This is a genomic window from Pseudomonas sp. 3MAES_34.3B (assembly GCF_058145875.1).
The window spans coordinates 3,481,705-3,500,251 of record NZ_CM176960.1 but is presented as its reverse complement, the minus strand read 5'-3'; the positions used below and the strand labels follow the sequence as shown (position 1 = coordinate 3,500,251).

The window sequence follows — 18,547 nt, the reverse complement described above, 5'->3', positions numbered from 1 at the left end:
GAGGTTTCTTGTTGACCCTCCTAAGACGCAACGCTATCGCGCAAGTTCCTCAGCGTTCCCCGCGGCTGTATTCAAGCGTGTCCGGGGTATTGAAATTACGCAGCCGCGGATCGTTTGCCGGGCAATCCAGCGCGGTTGGGTGCAGCGCCAGCAGTACCCGGCGTGGGCTGCGTTCGCCGCTGGCCCATGCCTGATTCAAGGCTTCAAGGGCCGTGCATGGCAACACGCAGATCAATGGCTCCCAGCCACCACCCTGGCGCACGATCAGCGGCACCTCCGGCGCTTGCGCATGAGTGGCCAGCATGGCCTGAAGCAGCGTGGTATCAATGCCCGGCACGTCGCAGGGCAGTACCAACACCCGCTCATGCCTGGCCAGCGCAAGCCCGGCGCGCAGCCCGGCCATGGGCCCGGGAAAACCCGTTTCTTCGTCAGTGGCCAGCCGGTCGGCGTACAGAGCATAGCGCTCGGCATTGCGGTTGCAGGAAATGATCAGGTCGTCGGTCAGGCTTCTTGCTTGCCGATGCACGTGAGCAATCAGGGGCAAGCCCTGCCATTCCACCAGCCCTTTGTCCTGGCCGCCCATTCGCGCGCCTTGCCCACCGGCCAACAGCAAGACCGAAGTAGGCGGTTGAGGCAGCGGCATCGTTGGCATTGGCGGGCCTGCGGCAGGAGGGAAAGGCGTTGTGATATAACACCCAGCGTTTTCCTCAACAACTGGAACGTGCCAATGAACGCCAAGGCCGACGCCCTTTTCGTCCCGCTCAATATCGCGGTGCTGACCGTCAGCGACACCCGCACACGGGAAACAGACACCTCCGGCCAGCTCTTCGTGGACCGGCTCAAGGATGCTGGCCATCGCTTGGCGGCGCGGGTGTTGCTCAAGGACGACCTGTACAAGATCCGAGCGCAGGTCGCCACCTGGATTGCCGATGATGAAGTGCAAGTGGTGCTCATCACCGGCGGCACGGGCTTCACCGGGCGCGACAGCACCCCCGAGGCCGTGGGTTGCCTGCTGGATAAACACATTGACGGCTTCGGCGAGCTGTTCCGTCAGATATCCGTGGCGGATATCGGCACGTCCACCGTGCAGTCCCGTGCGCTGGCCGGCTTGGCCAATGGCACCCTGGTGTGCTGCCTGCCGGGCTCAACCAACGCCTGCCGCACTGGCTGGGACGGTATCCTGGCTGAACAGCTGGATAACCGGCACCGCCCGTGCAACTTCGTGCCGCACCTGAAGCAGGCAGAGCCTTGTGAAAGCCGTGGTTGAGCATTCAGATGGCGGCCTGATGCCGCTGGCCGAGGCCACCCAACGGCTGTTGGCAATGGCCGATGCCGCCCCCTTGCTGGAAACGGAAGTAGTGCCATTGGCCCGGGCCGACGGCCGAATGCTGGCCGAACCTCTGTGCGCCCTGAGCGACCTGCCGCCTTGGTCGAATAGCGCCATGGACGGGTATGCCCTGGCCTGCGCCGACTGGGCTGGCGAACCGCTGGAAGTCAGCCAGCGCATCTTCGCTGGCCATGCGCCGGCAGCCCTGCAACCCGGCACCTGTGCCCGTATCTTCACCGGAGCGCCGCTACCTCAGGGCGCGGACTGTGTGCAGATGCAAGAGAATGCCGAGGTAGATGCCAACGGGCGCGTTTGCTTTACCGCGCCCCTGCGCCCGGGCCTGAACGTTCGGCCCAGGGGCCAGGAGTGCAGCGCGGGTGAGCAAGTACTGAATGCGGGCACCCGGCTAGGGCCTATCGAGCTGGGCCTGGCCGCCACGCTAGGCATGGCTGAGCTCACAGTGCGCCGCAAACCGCGGGTAGCGGTGCTCTCGACGGGGGATGAACTGGTACCACCTGGCCAGCCTTTACAGCCGGGGCAGATCTACAACAGCAATCGTCAATTGTTGTGCAGCTGGCTGGAGCGCAGCGGCTGTGAAGTCATCGACGCGGGCATCGTCAGCGACGACCTCGCCTTGACCCGCCAGGTGCTGGGAAGCCTGACACAGGCTGATCTGATCCTCACGACCGGCGGGGTGTCGGTGGGGGAGGCGGATTTCCTCGGCCAGGCCTTGCGCGAAGCCGGTGAGCTGGCCATGTGGAAATTGGCCATCAAGCCAGGGAAGCCGCTGACTGTCGGCCAGTACCAAGGTACGGTAGTGATCGGGTTACCGGGCAACCCCGCGTCTACCTTAGTGACCTTCGCCCTGCTGGCAAGGCCTTACCTGCTGCGGCGGATGGGCGGTGAGCGGGTGTTGCCACGGCGCTATGACGCGGTTGCCGGTTTTACCTGGCCTGTCGGGAGCCGTCGGGAATTTCTGCGAGCCAGGCTTGAAGGCGGGCGGGCGCGGCTCTATCCCAACCAGAGTTCAGGCGTGTTGCGCAGCGCGGCCTGGGCCGATGGGCTGGTAGAAGTACCCGAGGGGAGCGCCATCGCAGAGGGAGACCCTGTTGCATTCATCCCCATGAGCGACCTGTTGGCCTGAAAATCAGCCCTGGCCTGCGCTTTTTCTGCCTTGCCGTGGTCACATGCCCAGTGGCCGATTCGGCAAGGGGGAGAACGAATGCAAACGCGCAAGGCTTGGCTGATCCTGCATGGCAAACAAGCGTTGAACGAGGACGTTCGCGCGGCGGTAATCGCTCGTCGCGAGCAGGGCTGGGACATTGCCGTGCGCCTCACGTGGGAAGGTGGTGATGCCGGCCGCTTGGTAGAAGAGGGGCTGGCCGCAGGGTATACCACCGTGATTGCGGGCGGCGGCGACGGCACCTTGCGCGACGTGGCCGAGGCCATGGGGCTCGCCCGCACCGACGCCAGCCTTGCGCTGCTGCCACTGGGCACGGCCAACGACTTCGCCCGTGCCGCCGGTGTACCGCTGGACCCACAGGGTGCGTTGGCCTTGCTCGACCAGCCCGCCCGCCCGGTGGACTTGGGCGAAGTAGGCGGCCAGCTGTTCCTGAACATGGCCACGGGCGGCTTTGGCAGCCAGGTCACGGCCAACACCTCCGAAGACCTCAAGAAGGTGCTCGGGGGCGCGGCCTATCTGTTTACCGGCCTCACTCGCTTCAGCGAACTGCGCGCGGCCACCGGGGTGCTTCACGGCCCGGACTTCCACTGGGAGGGGGAGCTGTTGGCGTTGGGCATCGGCAACGGTCGCCAGGCAGGCGGAGGGCATGTGCTGTGCCCACAGGCGGTCGCGGATGATGGCTTATTGGACGTGAGTATCCTGCCAGCACCGACCGAAGTGGTGTCTACCTTGAAGGAGCTGCTGGCGGGCGGGCTGGGCCTCGATAGCCTGTTTGTGCGGGCACGCCTGCCATGGGTGGAAATACAAAGCGCCCAGGGCCTGGACATCAACCTCGATGGTGAGCCGCTGCAGGGCACCGACCTGCGCTTCGCGGCGCGCCCGGGTGCGGTACACCTGCATTTGCCCGCCGATTGCCCGCTGCTCAGTCGTCCGGGCTGATGATCCGTTCGCGCACGGCATACAGCACAAGGCCCGCCACGTCGAAGATTTGCAAGCGCTTCATGACCTGGGCGCGGTGGGTTTCTACCGTCTTGATGCTCAGGCCCAGGCCGTTGGCGATGTCTCGAGTGGACGTGCCCCTTACGATCAGGCGCAGTATCTCCATCTGCCGAGCGGTGAGCGGATGGCGCGTGAGCGGCGGGCGATCGGTGCGATGGACCACCAATGCCTGGTCGATGACGGCATGCGTTACCCCAGGGCTGAGATAGCGGGTGCCATGGCGGATAGCCTGTAGCGCCTGCTCCAGTTCATTGGCGGTGGCATCCTTGAGCAGATAGCCATCGGCGCCCGCCTGCAGTGCGTGGAGTATCAGCTCCGAATCATGATGCATCGAAAGTACCAACACCCGGCAGGGTATGCCGCTTCGGCGCAGTTGGCGTAGCGCATCCAGGCCGCCTACGCCGCGCATGGACAGGTCGAGCAATACGATGTCCGCCTGGCTGCGGCGTACCAGCTCGGTCAGCTGCCAGCCGTCACCGGCTTCGCCAACAACGCAATAGCCCGGTATGTCCGCCACCAGTGCGCGAACGCCGGCGCGAATGAGCGCATGGTCGTCTACCAGCACCAGCCTGCAACTCACGCCCCGGCCCTCGCTGCCCGCCGCGCGGCGCGGTCTGGCCAAGGCAATAGCGCCTCGATACGGGTTCCGCTGCCCGGGGCGCTTACCACTTTCACATGCCCGCGCAACGCTTGTGCCCGTTCGGCCATGCCAGACAACCCGCGCCCGGGCGGCACCGCCAGGGTGTCGAAGCCCTCGCCATCATCGGTGATACGTACCACCAGCCCATGCTGTGCCCGGGCGATGTCGATCCACAGGGTGTTTGCGCCGGCATGCCGCAGCAGGTTGGTGACGGCTTCCTGGACGATGCGAAAGGCCGCTACGCTCATGCCTTCCGGCAGGCCGTCCAGCCGTTGTCGGCATTCGAGGCTCCAGTTCAGGCCGGTACCGGCCAGCCCCTTGCACAAGTGTTGGCGCAGGCTGCCTTCCAGGCCGAGCACAGCAAGCTGTTGAGGGCTGAGCAGGGCAGACACGTTGCGGACCTTGTTCAAGGATTCGGCAAGCGTTTCGCGCAGCGTTGCCAGGGGTACGGCCAGGCTGGCGGGTGTTCGACGGCCGAGCCAGTCCAGCTGCAAGCGGGCGGCCGTGAGCAATTGGCCGATATCGTCATGAAGTTCACGCCCGAGCCGCTCCCGTTCGCCCTCCCGGGCCAGGGTGATGTGCCCGGCGAGCTCTTCCGGGCGCAGCGAAATGGCGCCGTCGGCCTGAATACCGGCCCACGCCAACGCGGACAGAAGAAGGATGGACGCCAGGTTGGCCAGCAATAGGCCGGTGCCGAAAGGCATGGCGGTCGCCCAGGCATAACCGTCGATGGTCATGCACGCTATAGCCCCACCGGCCAGGACCAGGCGGCGAACGAGGGGCAGGCTCCATGGCCCGCGCGCAAGGGCGGATGTGGGCATAGTGGCAGGCATGGTCGAAGGAGGTCACAGGCGCGAACGGGGCCTTGAGGGCGCGCATGGTAGCACCTCCCAGGCGTTCGGTCCCCGTTTTATAGGCCTTCAGGCCAGTGGGGCGTGCGCACGCTCTGGCTGGCAGCAGCCTGCAAGCGTGGCCAGCAGTTCCCGCTGCTCGCTGCAGTCCATCGCCAGGCCGTGGCGCGGGTCGTTCAGCTCCACCTGCCAGCTCAACAGGTCCACGCACTGCTTGAGCGCCTGCAAGGCGTCGCCTCGCAGGCAGAGCTCGGCACGGTCGCGTGCCAGGAAAGCCGCCAGTTCCCGGGCGAAGGCGGGAATGGGAGCCTGGGCTTCGGCGGCGCCGTTTGCCAATTGCTCCAGGCCCAGTTGCAGCGCTGTGCAGGCATCCCGATCGTTGGGAAAGGCGCGTAAATGATCGATGCAGTCGATCAGCCTCGAGGTAAGCCCTTCGGCTTCCGCGCAAAGGCTAAACATGACGGGTCGCACCCAGGGCGGGTGAAAGCAACAGGCTCGACATGGCCGAACTCCATTCATGAACGAGAATAGGGCCACGGTAATGTCTATTGACTGTTTCGAATATCAGGTGCGCCCGGAGGGTTCCTAAGGGTTTCCCTGATGTCACCGATATCAGTAAGCAAGGAACAGTAAAGCATGATGCTAAAGTGATATCAATTGTGGACGGATGGGCGCCGCACGCACTCAAGTTCGCTTACCCAGCGCCGATAGCCCACATATGCCTTTATCCAACCGCCGGGGACTTTCATGGCTGGTATTCTCGATAGCGTCGATCAGCGCACCCAACTTGTGGGTGAAAACCGCCTTGAAATTCTCATGTTTCGTTTGGCAGGCCGTCAGCTGTTCGCAATCAACGTATTCAAGGTGCAGGAAGTGCTGCAGCTGCCCAAGCTGACCCTCATGCCTCAGCGCCATCCCTTTGTATGCGGCGTGGTCAACCTGCGTGGGCAAACCCTGCCGGTCATCGACCTGTCGCAAGCCATTGGCATGCGCCCGCTGCAGCCTGGCCCGGACAGCACCATTATCGTTACCGAGTACAACCGCTCGGTACAAGCCTTCCTGGTGGGCGGCGTTGACCGCATCATCAACATGAATTGGGAATCCATCCTTCCGCCGCCCAGCAGTGCCGGTCGCCAGCATTACCTTACCGCCATCACCCGCGTGGAAGACAAGCTGGTGGAAATTATCGATGTGGAGAAGGTGCTCGCCGAAATCGTGCCCTACAACGCCAAGGTATCGCGCGAGAAGCTCGAAGACGCCATGCTTGCCAATGCGCGCGGCCGGGAGATCCTTCTGGTCGATGACTCGACCGTGGCCCTTGCGCAGTTGCGCGATACCCTGTCACAGCTCGGCTGCGTGCTGCACATTGCCAGCGATGGCTTGAAGGCGCTGCGCATGCTGCAGAAGTGGGCGGACGCCGGCGAAGACGTGTGCAGCAAGCTGCTGATGATCTTCACCGATGCCGAGATGCCCGAGATGGATGGCTACCGCCTTACCACCGAGATCCGGCAAGACCCTCGCCTGCGTGAGCTTTACGTTGTGTTGCACACGTCGTTGTCGGGTAGCTTCAACGAGTCCATGGTGAAGAAAGTCGGCTGCGACAACTTCCTGTCCAAATTCCAACCCGACCGGTTGGTGGAAGTGGTACGTCAGCGGCTGGAAATGGAGCTCGGCTGAGTCGAAGCGGTGAGCGCGTTGGTTTAAGCTAGGGCACCCTGGATCTGGATGTCCTGCCATGCGCCTGACCGCTTTGTACCGCTTTCCCGTCAAATCCGGCTTGGGAGAAAGCCTTTCGGCTTCCAGGGTTGGCGCATTAGGGCTGCTGGGTGATCGCCGCTGGATGCTGGTGGAGGAGGCCAGCGGCCGTTTCCTTACCCAGCGAACCCTGCCGGTGCTGGGCCAGCTGTCGGCCTTGTACAACACCGACGGCGGGCTGGAGCTCAGCGCGCCCGGCCTCCAATCCCTTTCCGTACCCGTGCCGCCTGCCGATGCGGACCTACGGGGCATAGTGATCTGGAAGGATACGCTGAGGGTCCCGGACGCCGGTGAGGCCGCCGCCCGATGGGCGAGCGAGCTGATCGGCAAGCCTGTTCGCCTGGTGTACGTTCCGGAGCATCGCGCCCGGCCATTGGGTGCAGGTGATGGGCTGCCGGAAGACCGTGTCGCCTTTGCCGACGGTTTTCCTCTCTTGCTGATCAACCAGGCCTCGGTGGACGACCTGTCCAGCCGTGTGGGCCGGCCCATGGCCATGTCGCGGTTCCGCCCCAACCTTGTCATTGATGGCGCCCAAGCCCTTGCTGAAGATGGCTGGACCCGCCTTCGCATTGGTACCGTGGACTTTCGCGTGGCCAAGCCCTGCGCCCGCTGCATTCTCACCACCATTGATCCTGCCACCCAGCAACGCGACAGCGACCGCGAGCCGCTGAACACCCTCAAGGGCTATCGCACGCGCGAAGGTGGGATCATGTTCGGGCAAAACCTGATTGCCGAAGGCGAGGGTGTGCTGGAGGTGGGGATGGAGGTGACCGCTTCCTAGATGCCCTGAAGCAGCGGCCCTGACGGGCCGGTCGCCGCCAAGGCGGGCTGCTACGACCTGTAGCCGCAGGGCCAGGCGCTGGCTTCCCTGCGACTGGCCCCATCGGGGCATCAGATATCGTCGAAGAACCGCTCGTGCCAGTCGACGATAGGCTGTGGCGTGTTCAGCTTCGCGCCGTAGATCACCGCGTAGGACAGCACGTTCTGCACGTACTGGCGGGTTTCGTCGAACGGAATGGACTCTACCCACACATCGAAGCTCAAGTGGTTGGCCCCTCTCAGCCATTGACGCACGCGGCCGGCCCCGGCGTTGTAGGCGGCAGAAGCCAGTACGCGGTTACCGTTGAACTGGCCGTGCACCACGCTCAGGTAGGCGGCACCCAACTGAATATTCTTGTCCGGGTCTATCACCTGCTGCGGTGAAGCCAACGGAATGCTGAACTTGCGCGCCGTTTCCTTCGCCGTGGCCGGCATCAGCTGCATAAGCCCCATGGCACCAACGGAGGAGCGGGCGTCGTCCATGAAGGCGCTTTCCTGACGGGTGATCGCAAACACCCAGCTGGCATGCAGCCCCCGCAAGCGGGCCTCGCGAAGCAATGCATCTCGGTGCGCCATGGGGAAGCGGATGTTCAGGTCGTCCCAGTACTGTGCCAGGCTGATGGTGCGGATGGCCGGGAAGTACCAGCCCATGTCATACGCAAGCTTTGCCTGGGCAACCATTTGATCGCGATCGAAGTGGCGCGACACGTAGTACCACTCGCGCCGTCCGTCGACGATCTGACCGCGCTGATACAGCTCCAGCGCGCGGCGAATACCCGGGGCGTTACGCACGCTGTTCATCTGAGCCTGGGTGAGCGGCAGGGGGCGGTTGGTCAGCTGGTACGGGACCTGCGCACGGTCGGCGGCCAGGAAGCCATAGAAGTCCCGTTCTTTCGCGACTGCCTTGTACAGGACAGGCACCTGCGGGTCGTTTGGCCGAGCCAGTTCCAGGGCCCGGGCCTCCCAGTACTTCCAGCGGTTGGTCTGGGCCAGGCTTGCCGGCAAGCGGCGGGTAAGCTCGTAGGCCTCTTGCCAACGGCCCAGGCGCAGCAGCAGGCGTAACCGCCATTCGCTTACCGTGTCGTCGCGCAGGTCCGGGTCGTAGCGGGTCATCAGCTCCAGCGCGCGGCTGTCATAGCTGCGGGCCAGGCCCAGGCCGATGTCCTTGGCGATGGCGACCTTTTCCTCGGCCGAGAAGTGCATGGTGGCCGCATAGGAATCCAGCAGCCCCAGCGCCTTGTCGGGGTTTTGTTTGGCCAGGCGGCGCAACCCTAGGCCTACGGCATCGGCCATGGCCTCGTCAGCGGGTTCGAACAGCCCGGGCTGATCGAGCAGTTCCGGGTTGCGTGCGACATCCAGCAGGCGCCTGCCTTGTGCCTGTAGTGTCACCAGGCCATCGACCAGGCTGGTCGCCAGGGGATAATTGCGCGCCTGCGCGGCCAGGCGTACCCGCTGCCAGCGCTTGTGCTCGGTAAGCTGGCCCTCGGCGGCCCAGCGGCCGAACAGCGGGTCGCAGGCGGCGGGGCGATCCTTGCCGCTCAGCCACAGGCGTTCGGCATTGGCGTAGCCCTCGGCTCGCAGATCCGGGCGGGTAAGCTGGTACTGGCCATAGAGGCAGTCCAGTTCGGTGAAATTGAGCTTGGTGTCGTAGTAGCGAACGAAGGTGGGCCAGTCTCCACGCTCGGCCAGCATGCGCAGCCAGCGCAACTTGAGCCAGTTGATTTGGGGGAGATCGCCGTGAGCGGCAATGAACCCTTCAACCTCCTCGTTGCTGGCCCCGGGCAGGCGGGCGGTAAGTTCGTCGTACGCCAGGTAGGGCTCGAGCGGGTAGTCCACCAGCATGGCCTTGTACTGGAAGTAGGGCGCGCTGTTGCCCTTGGCCAGCGCCGCCTTCGCCTGATCGTAGTACTGCCGCTGGAGCGCCAGGTCGCCAGCATGGGCCGCGGGTATAAGGAACAGGGCGCCAAGCAACACGGCGGGAACGAGGCGGGACAGTCGACTGCGCATGAGACTTCCGGGAAGCGTACAGATTGGCGGCTAGCTTAGCCTGTTGGCACTTCCCTCGGAAGCGCGCCAAGTGTTTCGCGATATGCGGCCGGCGTTTGCTGTGCCAGGGCGGTACATAAGGTAGAATACGCGCCGGCTTTTCCGGAGAATCCCATGACCCTGCTCAAACTGAGCGATGTTTCCCTCGCCTACGGCGCCATGCCGTTGCTCGACAAGGTTTCCTGGCAGATCGCCCGCGGCGAGCGGGTCTGCATCATCGGCCGTAACGGCACTGGCAAGTCCAGCATGCTGCGGCTGGTACGCGGCGACCAGAGGCCCGACGACGGTGACATCTGGCGCGCGCCAGGGCTGAAAATCGGCGAGCTTCCCCAGGAACTGCCGCGTGCCGACGACCGCACCGTGTTCGACGTGGTGGCCGAGGGGCTGGCTGGGGTAGGCGAATTGTTGGCTCAGTACCACCACCTGAGCCAGAACATCGTCACCGACGCCGACCTGGACGCGCTCATGCATGTTCAGCAAGAACTCGAAGCCCGCGATGGCTGGCGCCTGCAGCAACTGGTGGACAGCACCTTGAGCCGCCTTCAACTGCCGGCCGACAAAACCCTCGCCGAGCTGTCCGGTGGCTGGCGCCGCCGCGTGCTGTTGGCTCAGGCGCTGGTGTCCGAGCCAGACCTGCTGTTGCTCGACGAACCCACCAACCACCTGGACATCGGCGCGATCGCCTGGCTCGAGGAAGCCCTCGCCGGCTTCGGCGGGGCCGTGTTGTTCATCACCCACGACCGGGCCTTCCTGCAAAACCTGGCCACGCGCATCCTGGAGCTGGACCGCGGCCACATGATCGACTGGAACGGCGACTACGCCAGCTTCCTGGTGCACAAGGAAGCCGAGCTTGCCGCCGAGGAAACCGCCAACGCGCTGTTCGACAAGCGGCTGGCGCAGGAAGAAGTGTGGATTCGCCAGGGCATCAAGGCTCGGCGCACCCGTAACGAAGGCCGGGTGCGGGCGCTCAAGGCGCTGCGCTCGGAGCGGGGCGAGCGGCGCGAGCGCCAGGGCAAGGCCAACATCCAGCTGGATGTGGCGGACAAGTCCGGCAAGCAGGTGATCGTGCTGGAGAACGTCAGCTACGCGCACCCCGGCGGGCCGTTGCTGGTCAAGGATTTCTCCATGGTGCTGCAGCGTGAGGACCGTATCGGCCTGCTGGGCGCCAACGGCACCGGGAAAACCACGCTGCTCAAGCTGATGCTGGGCGACCTTCAGCCTACCGCGGGTTCGGTAGAGCAGGGCACGCGCCTGGAAGTGGCCTACTTCGACCAGCTGCGCATGCAGCTCGACCTCGAAAAAACCGTGATCGACAACCTGGCCGAAGGTCGGGACTTCATCGAAATCGACGGCCAGAGCCGCCACGTGCTCAGCTACCTGGGCGACTTCCTGTTCAGCCCTCAGCGGGCGCGTACCCCAGTGAAGGCGCTGTCCGGTGGCGAACGGGCCCGCCTGCTGCTGGCCAAGCTGTTCAGCAAGCCGGCCAACCTGCTGGTGCTGGACGAACCCACCAACGACCTGGACGTGGAAACCCTCGAACTGCTCGAAGAGGTGCTCTCGGCGTTCAAGGGCACTGTGCTCATGGTCAGCCACGACCGGGCATTCCTGGATAACGTGGTCACCAGCACCCTGGTGTTCGAGGGCGATGGCCAGGTGCGGGAATACGTGGGCGGTTATCAGGACTGGATTCGCCAGGGCGGCTCGGCCAAGTTGCTGGGCGTGAAGGAAGCCAAGGCGCAAAAAGCGGAGCCTGTGGTGTCAGCTAGCCCCGCGCCAGCAGCGCCAGCGCCAGCGCCTGCAAAAAAGAAGCTCAGTTACAAGGTGCAACGCGAACTCGAAGCCTTGCCAGGGCAGATCGAAGATATCGAGTCGCAGATGGCGGCAGTGCAGGCGCAGATCGGATCACCGGGCTTTTACCAGCGCCCGGCTGCAGAAACCAGCGCCGTGCTCGCCAGCCTGGATAGCCTGCAAGCGCGCCATGATGCGCTGGTAGAGCGCTGGGCTGAGCTGGACGAGTAAGGGGCTCCGCGATCAGGCGTCACTAAGGCGCCTGATCGCGGAATGTGGCCTTTAAACGGCTTTTTCGGCTTTCACTCGATCCAGTCGCACCGCCAGCACGTCACACGGCGCGCCGTGCAGAACGTCATTGGAGGTTGACCCCAGCAGCAGGCCCAGGCCATGGCGGCCATGGCTACCCACGATAATCAGGTCGTAGCCTTTGTCTTTGGCCAGCTTGTGGATTTCCTGGCGTGGCTGGCCGTAGGTCAGGTGGCAGAACTCCTCGGAAACGTCCGGATATTTGCCGCGCAGGGTGCGCATGCGCTCCTTGGCCTGATCGAATTGCTGCTGCTGCAACTGAGAAAGGTCCATGGGCACGTCGCCACCAAAGGCCATTGCCATGGGTTCCACGATATGAACCAGCGACAGCTTCGCGCCAGTGGCTTCTGCAAGGGCGCGGGCGCGTTTGATGACCGGGTCGCATTCCTCGGTCAGATCCACGGCTACGAGGATATGTTGGTAGGACATGGCGTGGTGCTCCAGACAGAAGTATTAGCTTGATTATGGCCCTTTCATGGGGAATGCATAGGTAGTGGCGCATTCACCAAGGGGTTGTTTGTAAATCGCGGGGAGAGTTCTATGACGGTCTGGATAGTGGTGTCAATCCTGGCGGTGATTTTAAGCCCCTTGGCCTGGCTGCGCCCCTCACGCAAACAGAGCGGTCGCATGGCGTGTCGCATGAAGGCCCGCGCGCTGGGCCTGGGCATGCAGTTGGCACCGCAGCAATGGCCGCACTGGATGCCGGCCCACTTGCCCACACCCGCTGCACAGTATCACCGGCCGCGGCTTTCGCCGGCCGGCGCAGACTGGACATGGTGGCAGCCCGAGCCTGGCCAGTGGGTAAACCAGTGGCGAGAGCCGTGCACCGATACTGCCCTGCTGGAGCAGTTGAACCTGCTGCCCACCGACGTGTGGAAGGTTGAAGCGCAGCGACAGATGGTCAGCGCAGTATGGGGCGAAGGTGGCGTGGAGGGCCAGGCGGAGGTGATCGACCGGGCCCTGCGAGCGCTCGCCACCCGCTAGATCCGGAACTGGCGCAACGCCCCGTTCAATTGTTCGCTAAGGGTTTTCATCTCCACGCTGGTGCGGCTCGATTGTTCGGCTGCCGCTGCGGTCCCCTGAGACAGCCCGGCAGCCTGGGCCACATTCTGGTTGATGTCTTCCACTACGTGGCTTTGTTGGAGGGTGGCACTGGCGATGGAGGCGTTGAGCTGGTTCAGCGTGCGCAAGGCATGCACCACTGCCTCCAGGCTTCGGCCGGCGGCGCTGGCCTGCGCGATGGTAAGGCGCGACGCCTCGCTGCTCTCGTTGATGACCTTCACTGCGGCTTCGGAGCGGTGCCGCAACCGCTCGGTCATCGTCTGGATCTGGGCCGTGGATTTCTGCGTACGCTGCGCAAGCAGGCGCACTTCGTCGGCAACCACGGCGAACCCTCTGCCTTGATCTCCGGCGCGCGCGGCTTCGATGGCGGCGTTCAGAGCCAGCAGGTTGGTTTGCTCGGCGATCGAACTGATCACGTCCAGCACACCGCCTATCTCGGTGCTTTCGGCGGCCAAGGTGCGGATCACCTCCACGGCTTGGTTGATGGTGGCCGAAAGCTGGTCGATCTGCTGAACACTACCGCTGATACTGGCTTGGCCGTCGAGTGCCTGGGCTTCGGCCTTGCGCATTTCACTGGCCGCATGCTCCGCGGTACGGGCAACATCCTGAACGCCATGGGTAACTTCGCCAATGGCGGTGGCTACCCGGTCCATTTGCTCACACTGGCGCGAGCTACTTGACTGGGCCTCCAGGGCATTGCCGCCCAGCGCTTGTGACGAGCGGCCGAGCTGATCGGCCGACGCCTGCAGCGACCCCACCATTGCGCGCATTTTTCGCGTAAAGGCGTTGAAATGGCCGCTTAGCTGGGTGATCTCGTCATTACCTTCAGCGTGCAATTCGCGAGTGAGGTCGCCGTCCCCGCTGGCAATGTTCGCCATTGCGCTGACCGAAGCCCGCAGTGGATGGACGATGCTTCGGGCGATGGCAACAATGGCCAGGGCCATCATCAGCGCGATGACCGCCGCTGCGATCAGCACGCGGACCACTTGCGCGGAGAATTCGGCCTCCACGTCGTCCACGTACACGCCCGAGCCGATTACCCAACCCCAGGGTTGGAACAGCTGTACGTAGGAGGTTTTACCCACGGGCGCGCTGGCGCCTGGTTTCGGCCAGCGGTAGTTCACCATTCCGGCGCCCTTGGCCTTCGCCACGGCCACCATTTCATTGAATACCGCGAAACCGTCCGGGTCACGAATGCCCGAAAGGTCCTGCCCGTCGAGCTTGGCATTGGTGGGGTGCATCACCATCACCGGGCGAAGGTCGTTGATCCAGAAATAATCCGTGCCCCCATAGCGCAGGCCGCGCACCGCAGCGATGGCTTGCTGCTGGGCCGCTTCGCGGGTCAGGGTTCCGGTCTTTTCAAGGCCATTGAAGTATTCCAGCAAGCCTGCTGCGGTTTGCACCACATGCATGGTTTTTTGCGCCTTGGCCTGGTAAAGATCGTCATGAATCTGCTTGAGCATGAACAGGCCGAGCGCGGCGAGCATGCCGAGGGCCAACAGCAGGATGAGCCACAGCCGGCGGCTGATGGACAGGTTGCGCAGCACCTTCATGGGGCTTTCTCCGCATTGTTGTTGTGTGGGGGAGCGAAGCATAAGGACGTACATGGCGGCCAGAGGAGGCCGGCTGTATCGGTATGTCGGCCGAGCCGGAGCGGAACTTGAGGGCGCGGCGCCGAACGGCAGGCAATAAAAAGCCCGACACAAGGGTCGGGCGAGGCCAGGCAGGCCGGTGAATGGCCGCGATCATACGCCCCCGGGGCCAATGCGTGGCATGAATTCGTGCCCATTCATCGCTGCGCTGTGCTTGGGCGGCACGTTCCGTAGAGGGCACTATAAGGCCGTTGTCTACGCTCACGCTGTTCAGAAAAGATGACCGAGCGGTCGCGGCGGTGGCCCGTTTTCGGGCGATTGACATTCCAAGGGTTTTCGCTGAAGGTGTGCACACCCGAATCAAACGGGCGTATGAATCGAGCGTTTGGCATCGGTCCATCGTCCGAGCGCGTGTTGGCGGGTAAGCCTCAGGGCTGCTCCAATACGTAACGTTTAGCTTCCATTCCTGGAGATCAGTTGATGATTTACGAAGGTAAAGCCATCACGGTTAAGGCTCTTGAAAGTGGCATCGTCGAACTGAATTTCGACCTCAAGGGTGAGTCCGTCAACAAGTTCAACCGCCTTACCCTCAGCGAGCTGCGCGAGGCGGTGGAAGCGCTCAAAGCCGATACGTCGGTCAAGGGCGTGGTGGTTACCAGTGGCAAGGATGTGTTCATCGTCGGCGCTGATATCACCGAGTTCGTCGATAACTTCAAGTTGCCCGAAGCCGAGTTGACCGCCGGGAACCTGGAAGTCAACCGGATCTTCAGCGACTTCGAAGACCTGTCTGTCCCTACCGTGGTCGCGATCAACGGCATCGCCTTGGGTGGCGGCCTGGAAATGGCCCTCGCAGCAGACTTCCGTGTGATGTCCACGGCGGCGAAGATCGGCCTGCCTGAAGTGAAGCTGGGCATTTACCCAGGCTTTGGCGGTACCGTTCGCCTGCCGCGCCTGATCGGCGCTGATAACGCCATCGAATGGATTGCCTCCGGCAAGGAACAACGCCCGGACGATGCGCTGAAAGTGGGCGCCGTGGACGTGGTGGTTGCCCCCGAACTGCTGCAAGCCGCCGCGCTGGACCTGCTCAAGCGCGCCATCTCCGGTGAAATCGACCACCTGGCTCGCCGCCAGCCCAAGCTGGAAAAGCTCAAGCTGAACGCCATCGAGCAAATGATGGCTTTCGAAACCGCCAAGGGCTTCGTGGCTGGCCAGGCTGGCCCGAACTACCCCGCGCCGGTAGAGGCGATCAAGTCCATCCAGAAAGCTGCGAACTTCGGTCGCGACAAGGCACTGGAAATCGAAGCCGCTGGCTTCGTGAAAATGGCCAAGACCTCTGCCGCCGAAAGCCTGATCGGGCTGTTCCTGAATGATCAGGAGCTCAAGCGCAAGGCCAAGGTGTATGACAAGCAGGCCCGTGATGTAAATCAGGCGGCTGTATTGGGCGCTGGCATCATGGGTGGCGGCATCGCCTACCAGTCGGCGTACAAAGGCACCCCGATCCTGATGAAGGACATCAACGAGAAGGGTATCGAACAGGGCCTCAACGAAGCCTCCAAGCTGTTGGGCAAGCAGGTCGAAAAAGGCCGCCTGACCCCCGCGAAGATGGCGGTTGCTCTCAATGCCATCCGCCCGACCCTGTCCTATGGCGATTTTGGCCATGTGGACATCGTGGTCGAGGCCGTGGTCGAGAACCCGAAGGTCAAGCAAGCCGTGCTGGCCGAGGTGGAAAACCACGTGAAGGACGACGCCATTCTGGCTTCGAACACCTCCACCATTTCCATCAGCCTGCTGGCCAAGGCCCTGAAGCGGCCCGAGAACTTCGTGGGCATGCACTTCTTCAACCCGGTGCACATGATGCCGCTGGTGGAAGTGATCCGTGGCGAGAAGTCCAGCGAGCAAGCGGTGGCTACTACCGTCGCCTATGCCAAGAAAATGGGCAAGAACCCGATCGTGGTCAACGACTGCCCCGGCTTCCTGGTCAACCGTGTGCTGTTCCCGTACTTCGGCGGTTTCGCCAAGTTGGTGAGCGCAGGCGTGGACTTCGTGCGCATCGACAAGGTCATGGAAAAGTTCGGTTGGCCCATGGGCCCTGCTTACCTGATGGACGTGGTCGGCATCGACACCGGCCATCATGGCCGTGACGTGATGGCCGAAGGCTTCCCGGACCGCATGAAGGACGACCGTCGCAGCGCCATCGACGCGCTGTATGAGGCCAACCGCCTGGGTCAGAAGAACGGCAAGGGCTTCTATGCCTACGAGACCGACAAGCGTGGCAAGCCGAAGAAAGTGGCCGATGCCGCCGTACTGGACGTGCTCAAGCCGGTCGTTTACGAGCAGCGCGAAGTTACCGACGAAGACATCATCAACTGGATGATGATCCCGCTGTGCCTGGAGACGGTTCGCTGCCTCGAAGACGGCATCGTCGAAACCGCAGCCGAAGCGGACATGGGCCTGGTGTACGGTATCGGCTTCCCTCCCTTCCGCGGTGGCGCACTGCGTTACATCGACGCGATCGGCGTGGCCGAATTCGTAGCCATTGCCGACCGTTACGCCGAGCTGGGCCCGCTGTACCACCCCACCGAGAAGCTGCGCGAAATGGCCCGTACCGGCCAGCGTTTCTTCGGTTGAGCCGCCCGACAACAGAGCGAGATTTTGCACTATGAGCCTGAATCCAAGAGATGTGGTGATCGTCGACTTCGGTCGTACACCCATGGGCCGCTCCAAGGGCGGCATGCATCGCAATACCCGCGCCGAGAACATGTCGGCATTGCTGATCGACCAGTTGCTGGCGCGTAACCCGGGTGTGGACCCCAACGAAGTCGAGGACGTGATCTGGGGCTGCGTGAACCAGACCCTCGAGCAAGGCTGGAACATCGCGCGCATGGCATCGCTGATGACGCGCATTCCTCATACGTCGGCGGCGCAAACCGTGAGCCGCCTTTGCGGTTCGTCCATGAGCGCGCTGCACACCGCTGCCCAGGCCATTCAGACCGGCAACGGCGATGTGTTCGTGATCGGCGGCGTGGAGCACATGGGCCACGTGAGCATGATGCACGGCGTGGACCCGAACCCCCATATGTCGCTGCATGCGGCCAAAGCCGCCGGCATGATGGGCCTCACGGCCGAATTGCTGGGCAAGATGCACGGCATCACCCGCGAGCAGCAGGACGCCTTCGGTGTGCGTTCGCACCAGTTGGCGCACAAGGCGACAGTCGAAGGCTTGTTCAAGGACGAAATCATCCCCATGGAGGGGTATGACGAGAACGGCTTCCTGAAGGTCTTCGACTACGACGAAACCATTCGCCCGGAGACCACGCTCGAGGGTCTGGCATCGCTCAAGCCGGCTTTCAACCCCAAAGGCGGTACCGTGACCGCAGGCACTTCGTCGCAGATTACCGACGGTGCCTCGTGCATGATCGTGATGTCGGCCCAGCGTGCGAAAGACCTCGGCCTTCAGCCGATGGCGGTGATCCGCTCGATGGCGGTGGCCGGCGTCGATCCGTCGATCATGGGCTACGGGCCCGTGCCTGCTACGCAAAAGGCCCTCAAGCGTGCCGGCCTGACGGTGGCGGACATCGATTGCTTCGAGCTCAACGAAGCCTTCGCGGCGCAGGCATTGCCGGTGCTCAAGGACCTGAAAGTGCTCGACAAGATGGACGAAAAGGTGAACCTGCACGGCGGCGCGATCGCCTTGGGGCATCCTTTCGGTTGCTCGGGTGCCCGTATTTCCGGCACTCTGCTTAATGTAATGAAGCAAAAGGGCGCCACCCTCGGCGTTGCTACCATGTGTATCGGGCTGGGCCAGGGCATCACTACGGTGTTCGAACGCGTCTGATCCTGCGTGTGTCAAAGACCGGGGCCAGGTGCCCCGGTTTTTGTTTTTCAGCGTTTGAAGAAGTGAGGCGGCATATGCTGTTACAACCTGGCGTCTATCGCCATTACAAAGGCCCCGAGTACCGTGTATTCGGCGTGGCGCGCCATTCCGAGACCGAGCAGCAGGTGGTGTGCTACCAGGCGCTTTATGGCGAATACGGCCTGTGGGTGCGCCCGCTGGAGATGTTTCTGGAGTCCGTCGAGGTTGACGGCGAGCAGGTACCGCGCTTTGCTTTGGTGCGGGCCGAACCCAGCCTGTTCGACGCTGCCGCGAGTGATGCCATTTAGGCACTACGCTTGACC

The 18,547-nt window shown here is 63.3% G+C and carries 17 protein-coding genes; 10 read left to right on the top strand and 7 right to left on the bottom strand.

The window, feature by feature from the left end; all coding sequences use genetic code 11:
• Nucleotides 1-49 precede the first annotated feature (49 nt).
• Nucleotides 50-652, bottom strand: a complete 603-nt coding sequence (mobA, locus tag AC3Z8Y_RS15300; protein WP_490086541.1) for a molybdenum cofactor guanylyltransferase MobA — start codon at nucleotides 650-652, stop codon at nucleotides 50-52.
• Nucleotides 653-727: 75 nt separating this feature from the next.
• Between mobA and moaB the strand changes: the two genes are divergently transcribed.
• From moaB to yegS, 3 genes are all read left to right on the top strand, one after another.
• The gene (moaB, locus tag AC3Z8Y_RS15295) at nucleotides 728-1,267 is read left to right on the top strand and encodes a molybdenum cofactor biosynthesis protein B (protein WP_181112517.1); all 540 of its coding nucleotides are present in this window, start codon (nucleotides 728-730) and stop codon (nucleotides 1,265-1,267) included.
• Complete coding sequence (locus AC3Z8Y_RS15290) at nucleotides 1,251-2,471, top strand: molybdopterin molybdotransferase MoeA (RefSeq protein ID WP_490086540.1); 1,221 nt, start codon at nucleotides 1,251-1,253, stop codon at nucleotides 2,469-2,471. Before moaB ends, AC3Z8Y_RS15290 begins: the two co-directional genes overlap by 17 nt.
• A gap of 78 nt (nucleotides 2,472-2,549) precedes the next feature.
• A complete protein-coding gene (gene yegS, locus AC3Z8Y_RS15285) occupies nucleotides 2,550-3,449 on the top strand; it encodes a lipid kinase YegS (RefSeq protein ID WP_490086539.1) in 900 nt (299 codons plus the stop codon).
• On the opposite strand, the gene AC3Z8Y_RS15280 is transcribed toward yegS, so the two are convergent.
• The 3 genes from AC3Z8Y_RS15280 to AC3Z8Y_RS15270 form a co-directional block, all read right to left on the bottom strand.
• Complete coding sequence (locus AC3Z8Y_RS15280) at nucleotides 3,433-4,089, bottom strand: response regulator (RefSeq protein ID WP_490090013.1); 657 nt, start codon at nucleotides 4,087-4,089, stop codon at nucleotides 3,433-3,435. The two genes, yegS and AC3Z8Y_RS15280, sit on opposite strands and share 17 nt — an antisense overlap.
• Nucleotides 4,086-4,970: a sensor histidine kinase gene (locus AC3Z8Y_RS15275; protein WP_490086538.1), complete on the bottom strand. Its 885-nt coding sequence runs from the start codon at nucleotides 4,968-4,970 to the stop codon at nucleotides 4,086-4,088. Before AC3Z8Y_RS15275 ends, AC3Z8Y_RS15280 begins: the two co-directional genes overlap by 4 nt.
• Before the next feature lie 99 nt (nucleotides 4,971-5,069).
• On the bottom strand, nucleotides 5,070-5,459 hold the full coding sequence (locus AC3Z8Y_RS15270) for a hypothetical protein (RefSeq protein WP_490086537.1): 390 nt from the start codon (nucleotides 5,457-5,459) through the stop codon (nucleotides 5,070-5,072).
• Between the two features lie 288 nt (nucleotides 5,460-5,747).
• Between AC3Z8Y_RS15270 and AC3Z8Y_RS15265 the strand changes: the two genes are divergently transcribed.
• Complete coding sequence (locus AC3Z8Y_RS15265; RefSeq protein WP_490086536.1) at nucleotides 5,748-6,677, top strand: chemotaxis protein CheV; 930 nt, start codon at nucleotides 5,748-5,750, stop codon at nucleotides 6,675-6,677.
• Nucleotides 6,678-6,735: 58 nt separating this feature from the next.
• Nucleotides 6,736-7,536, top strand: a complete 801-nt coding sequence (locus tag AC3Z8Y_RS15260) for an MOSC domain-containing protein (RefSeq protein ID WP_490086535.1) — start codon at nucleotides 6,736-6,738, stop codon at nucleotides 7,534-7,536.
• 110 nt (nucleotides 7,537-7,646) lie between these two features.
• Here the strand turns inward: AC3Z8Y_RS15260 and AC3Z8Y_RS15255 are convergent, their stop codons facing one another.
• A complete protein-coding gene (locus tag AC3Z8Y_RS15255; protein WP_490086534.1) occupies nucleotides 7,647-9,581 on the bottom strand; it encodes a transglycosylase SLT domain-containing protein in 1,935 nt (644 codons plus the stop codon).
• A gap of 153 nt (nucleotides 9,582-9,734) precedes the next feature.
• On the opposite strand from AC3Z8Y_RS15255, the gene AC3Z8Y_RS15250 reads away from it, so the two are divergent.
• Nucleotides 9,735-11,639, top strand: coding sequence for an ATP-binding cassette domain-containing protein (locus tag AC3Z8Y_RS15250; protein WP_490086533.1), 1,905 nt, complete (start codon nucleotides 9,735-9,737; stop codon nucleotides 11,637-11,639).
• A 51-nt stretch (nucleotides 11,640-11,690) separates the two neighbouring features.
• Here the strand turns inward: AC3Z8Y_RS15250 and AC3Z8Y_RS15245 are convergent, their stop codons facing one another.
• Nucleotides 11,691-12,146: a universal stress protein gene (locus AC3Z8Y_RS15245; protein ID WP_181112499.1), complete on the bottom strand. Its 456-nt coding sequence runs from the start codon at nucleotides 12,144-12,146 to the stop codon at nucleotides 11,691-11,693.
• Nucleotides 12,147-12,257: 111 nt separating this feature from the next.
• Here AC3Z8Y_RS15245 and AC3Z8Y_RS15240 point away from each other — a divergent pair, with 111 nt between their 5' ends.
• On the top strand, nucleotides 12,258-12,701 hold the full coding sequence (locus tag AC3Z8Y_RS15240; protein WP_490086532.1) for a hypothetical protein: 444 nt from the start codon (nucleotides 12,258-12,260) through the stop codon (nucleotides 12,699-12,701).
• On the opposite strand, the gene AC3Z8Y_RS15235 is transcribed toward AC3Z8Y_RS15240, so the two are convergent.
• Nucleotides 12,698-14,332 (bottom strand): methyl-accepting chemotaxis protein, encoded by a 1,635-nt coding sequence (locus tag AC3Z8Y_RS15235; protein WP_490086531.1) that lies wholly within the window; start codon nucleotides 14,330-14,332, stop codon nucleotides 12,698-12,700. The two genes, AC3Z8Y_RS15240 and AC3Z8Y_RS15235, sit on opposite strands and share 4 nt — an antisense overlap.
• A gap of 519 nt (nucleotides 14,333-14,851) precedes the next feature.
• Here AC3Z8Y_RS15235 and fadB point away from each other — a divergent pair.
• The 3 genes from fadB (at nucleotide 14,852) to AC3Z8Y_RS15220 (ending at nucleotide 18,532) form a co-directional block, all read left to right on the top strand.
• The gene (gene fadB, locus AC3Z8Y_RS15230; RefSeq protein ID WP_490086530.1) at nucleotides 14,852-16,999 is read left to right on the top strand and encodes a fatty acid oxidation complex subunit alpha FadB; all 2,148 of its coding nucleotides are present in this window, start codon (nucleotides 14,852-14,854) and stop codon (nucleotides 16,997-16,999) included.
• A gap of 31 nt (nucleotides 17,000-17,030) precedes the next feature.
• Nucleotides 17,031-18,206, top strand: coding sequence for an acetyl-CoA C-acyltransferase FadA (gene fadA, locus AC3Z8Y_RS15225; protein ID WP_181112491.1), 1,176 nt, complete (start codon nucleotides 17,031-17,033; stop codon nucleotides 18,204-18,206).
• Nucleotides 18,207-18,280: 74 nt separating this feature from the next.
• Nucleotides 18,281-18,532 carry a DUF1653 domain-containing protein gene (locus tag AC3Z8Y_RS15220; RefSeq protein ID WP_181112489.1) on the top strand — a complete coding sequence of 84 codons (252 nt, stop codon included), beginning with the start codon at nucleotides 18,281-18,283 and terminating at the stop codon, nucleotides 18,530-18,532.
• Nucleotides 18,533-18,547 lie beyond the last annotated feature (15 nt).

Excerpts from the sequence above, each read along its gene's own strand:
- mobA (WP_490086541.1), bottom strand. The coding sequence starts at position 652 with ATGCCAACGATGCCGCTGCCTCAACCGCCTACTTCGGTCTTGCTGTTG.
- moaB (WP_181112517.1), top strand. The coding sequence starts at position 728 with ATGAACGCCAAGGCCGACGCCCTTTTCGTCCCGCTCAATATCGCGGTG.
- yegS (WP_490086539.1), top strand. The coding sequence starts at position 2,550 with ATGCAAACGCGCAAGGCTTGGCTGATCCTGCATGGCAAACAAGCGTTG.
- AC3Z8Y_RS15275 (WP_490086538.1), bottom strand. The coding sequence starts at position 4,970 with ATGCCCACATCCGCCCTTGCGCGCGGGCCATGGAGCCTGCCCCTCGTT.
- AC3Z8Y_RS15270 (WP_490086537.1), bottom strand. The coding sequence starts at position 5,459 with ATGTTTAGCCTTTGCGCGGAAGCCGAAGGGCTTACCTCGAGGCTGATC.
- AC3Z8Y_RS15265 (WP_490086536.1), top strand. The coding sequence starts at position 5,748 with ATGGCTGGTATTCTCGATAGCGTCGATCAGCGCACCCAACTTGTGGGT.
- AC3Z8Y_RS15260 (WP_490086535.1), top strand. The coding sequence starts at position 6,736 with ATGCGCCTGACCGCTTTGTACCGCTTTCCCGTCAAATCCGGCTTGGGA.
- AC3Z8Y_RS15255 (WP_490086534.1), bottom strand. The coding sequence starts at position 9,581 with ATGCGCAGTCGACTGTCCCGCCTCGTTCCCGCCGTGTTGCTTGGCGCC.
- AC3Z8Y_RS15250 (WP_490086533.1), top strand. The coding sequence starts at position 9,735 with ATGACCCTGCTCAAACTGAGCGATGTTTCCCTCGCCTACGGCGCCATG.
- AC3Z8Y_RS15245 (WP_181112499.1), bottom strand. The coding sequence starts at position 12,146 with ATGTCCTACCAACATATCCTCGTAGCCGTGGATCTGACCGAGGAATGC.
- AC3Z8Y_RS15240 (WP_490086532.1), top strand. The coding sequence starts at position 12,258 with ATGACGGTCTGGATAGTGGTGTCAATCCTGGCGGTGATTTTAAGCCCC.
- AC3Z8Y_RS15235 (WP_490086531.1), bottom strand. The coding sequence starts at position 14,332 with ATGAAGGTGCTGCGCAACCTGTCCATCAGCCGCCGGCTGTGGCTCATC.
- fadB (WP_490086530.1), top strand. The coding sequence starts at position 14,852 with ATGATTTACGAAGGTAAAGCCATCACGGTTAAGGCTCTTGAAAGTGGC.
- fadA (WP_181112491.1), top strand. The coding sequence starts at position 17,031 with ATGAGCCTGAATCCAAGAGATGTGGTGATCGTCGACTTCGGTCGTACA.
- AC3Z8Y_RS15220 (WP_181112489.1), top strand. The coding sequence starts at position 18,281 with ATGCTGTTACAACCTGGCGTCTATCGCCATTACAAAGGCCCCGAGTAC.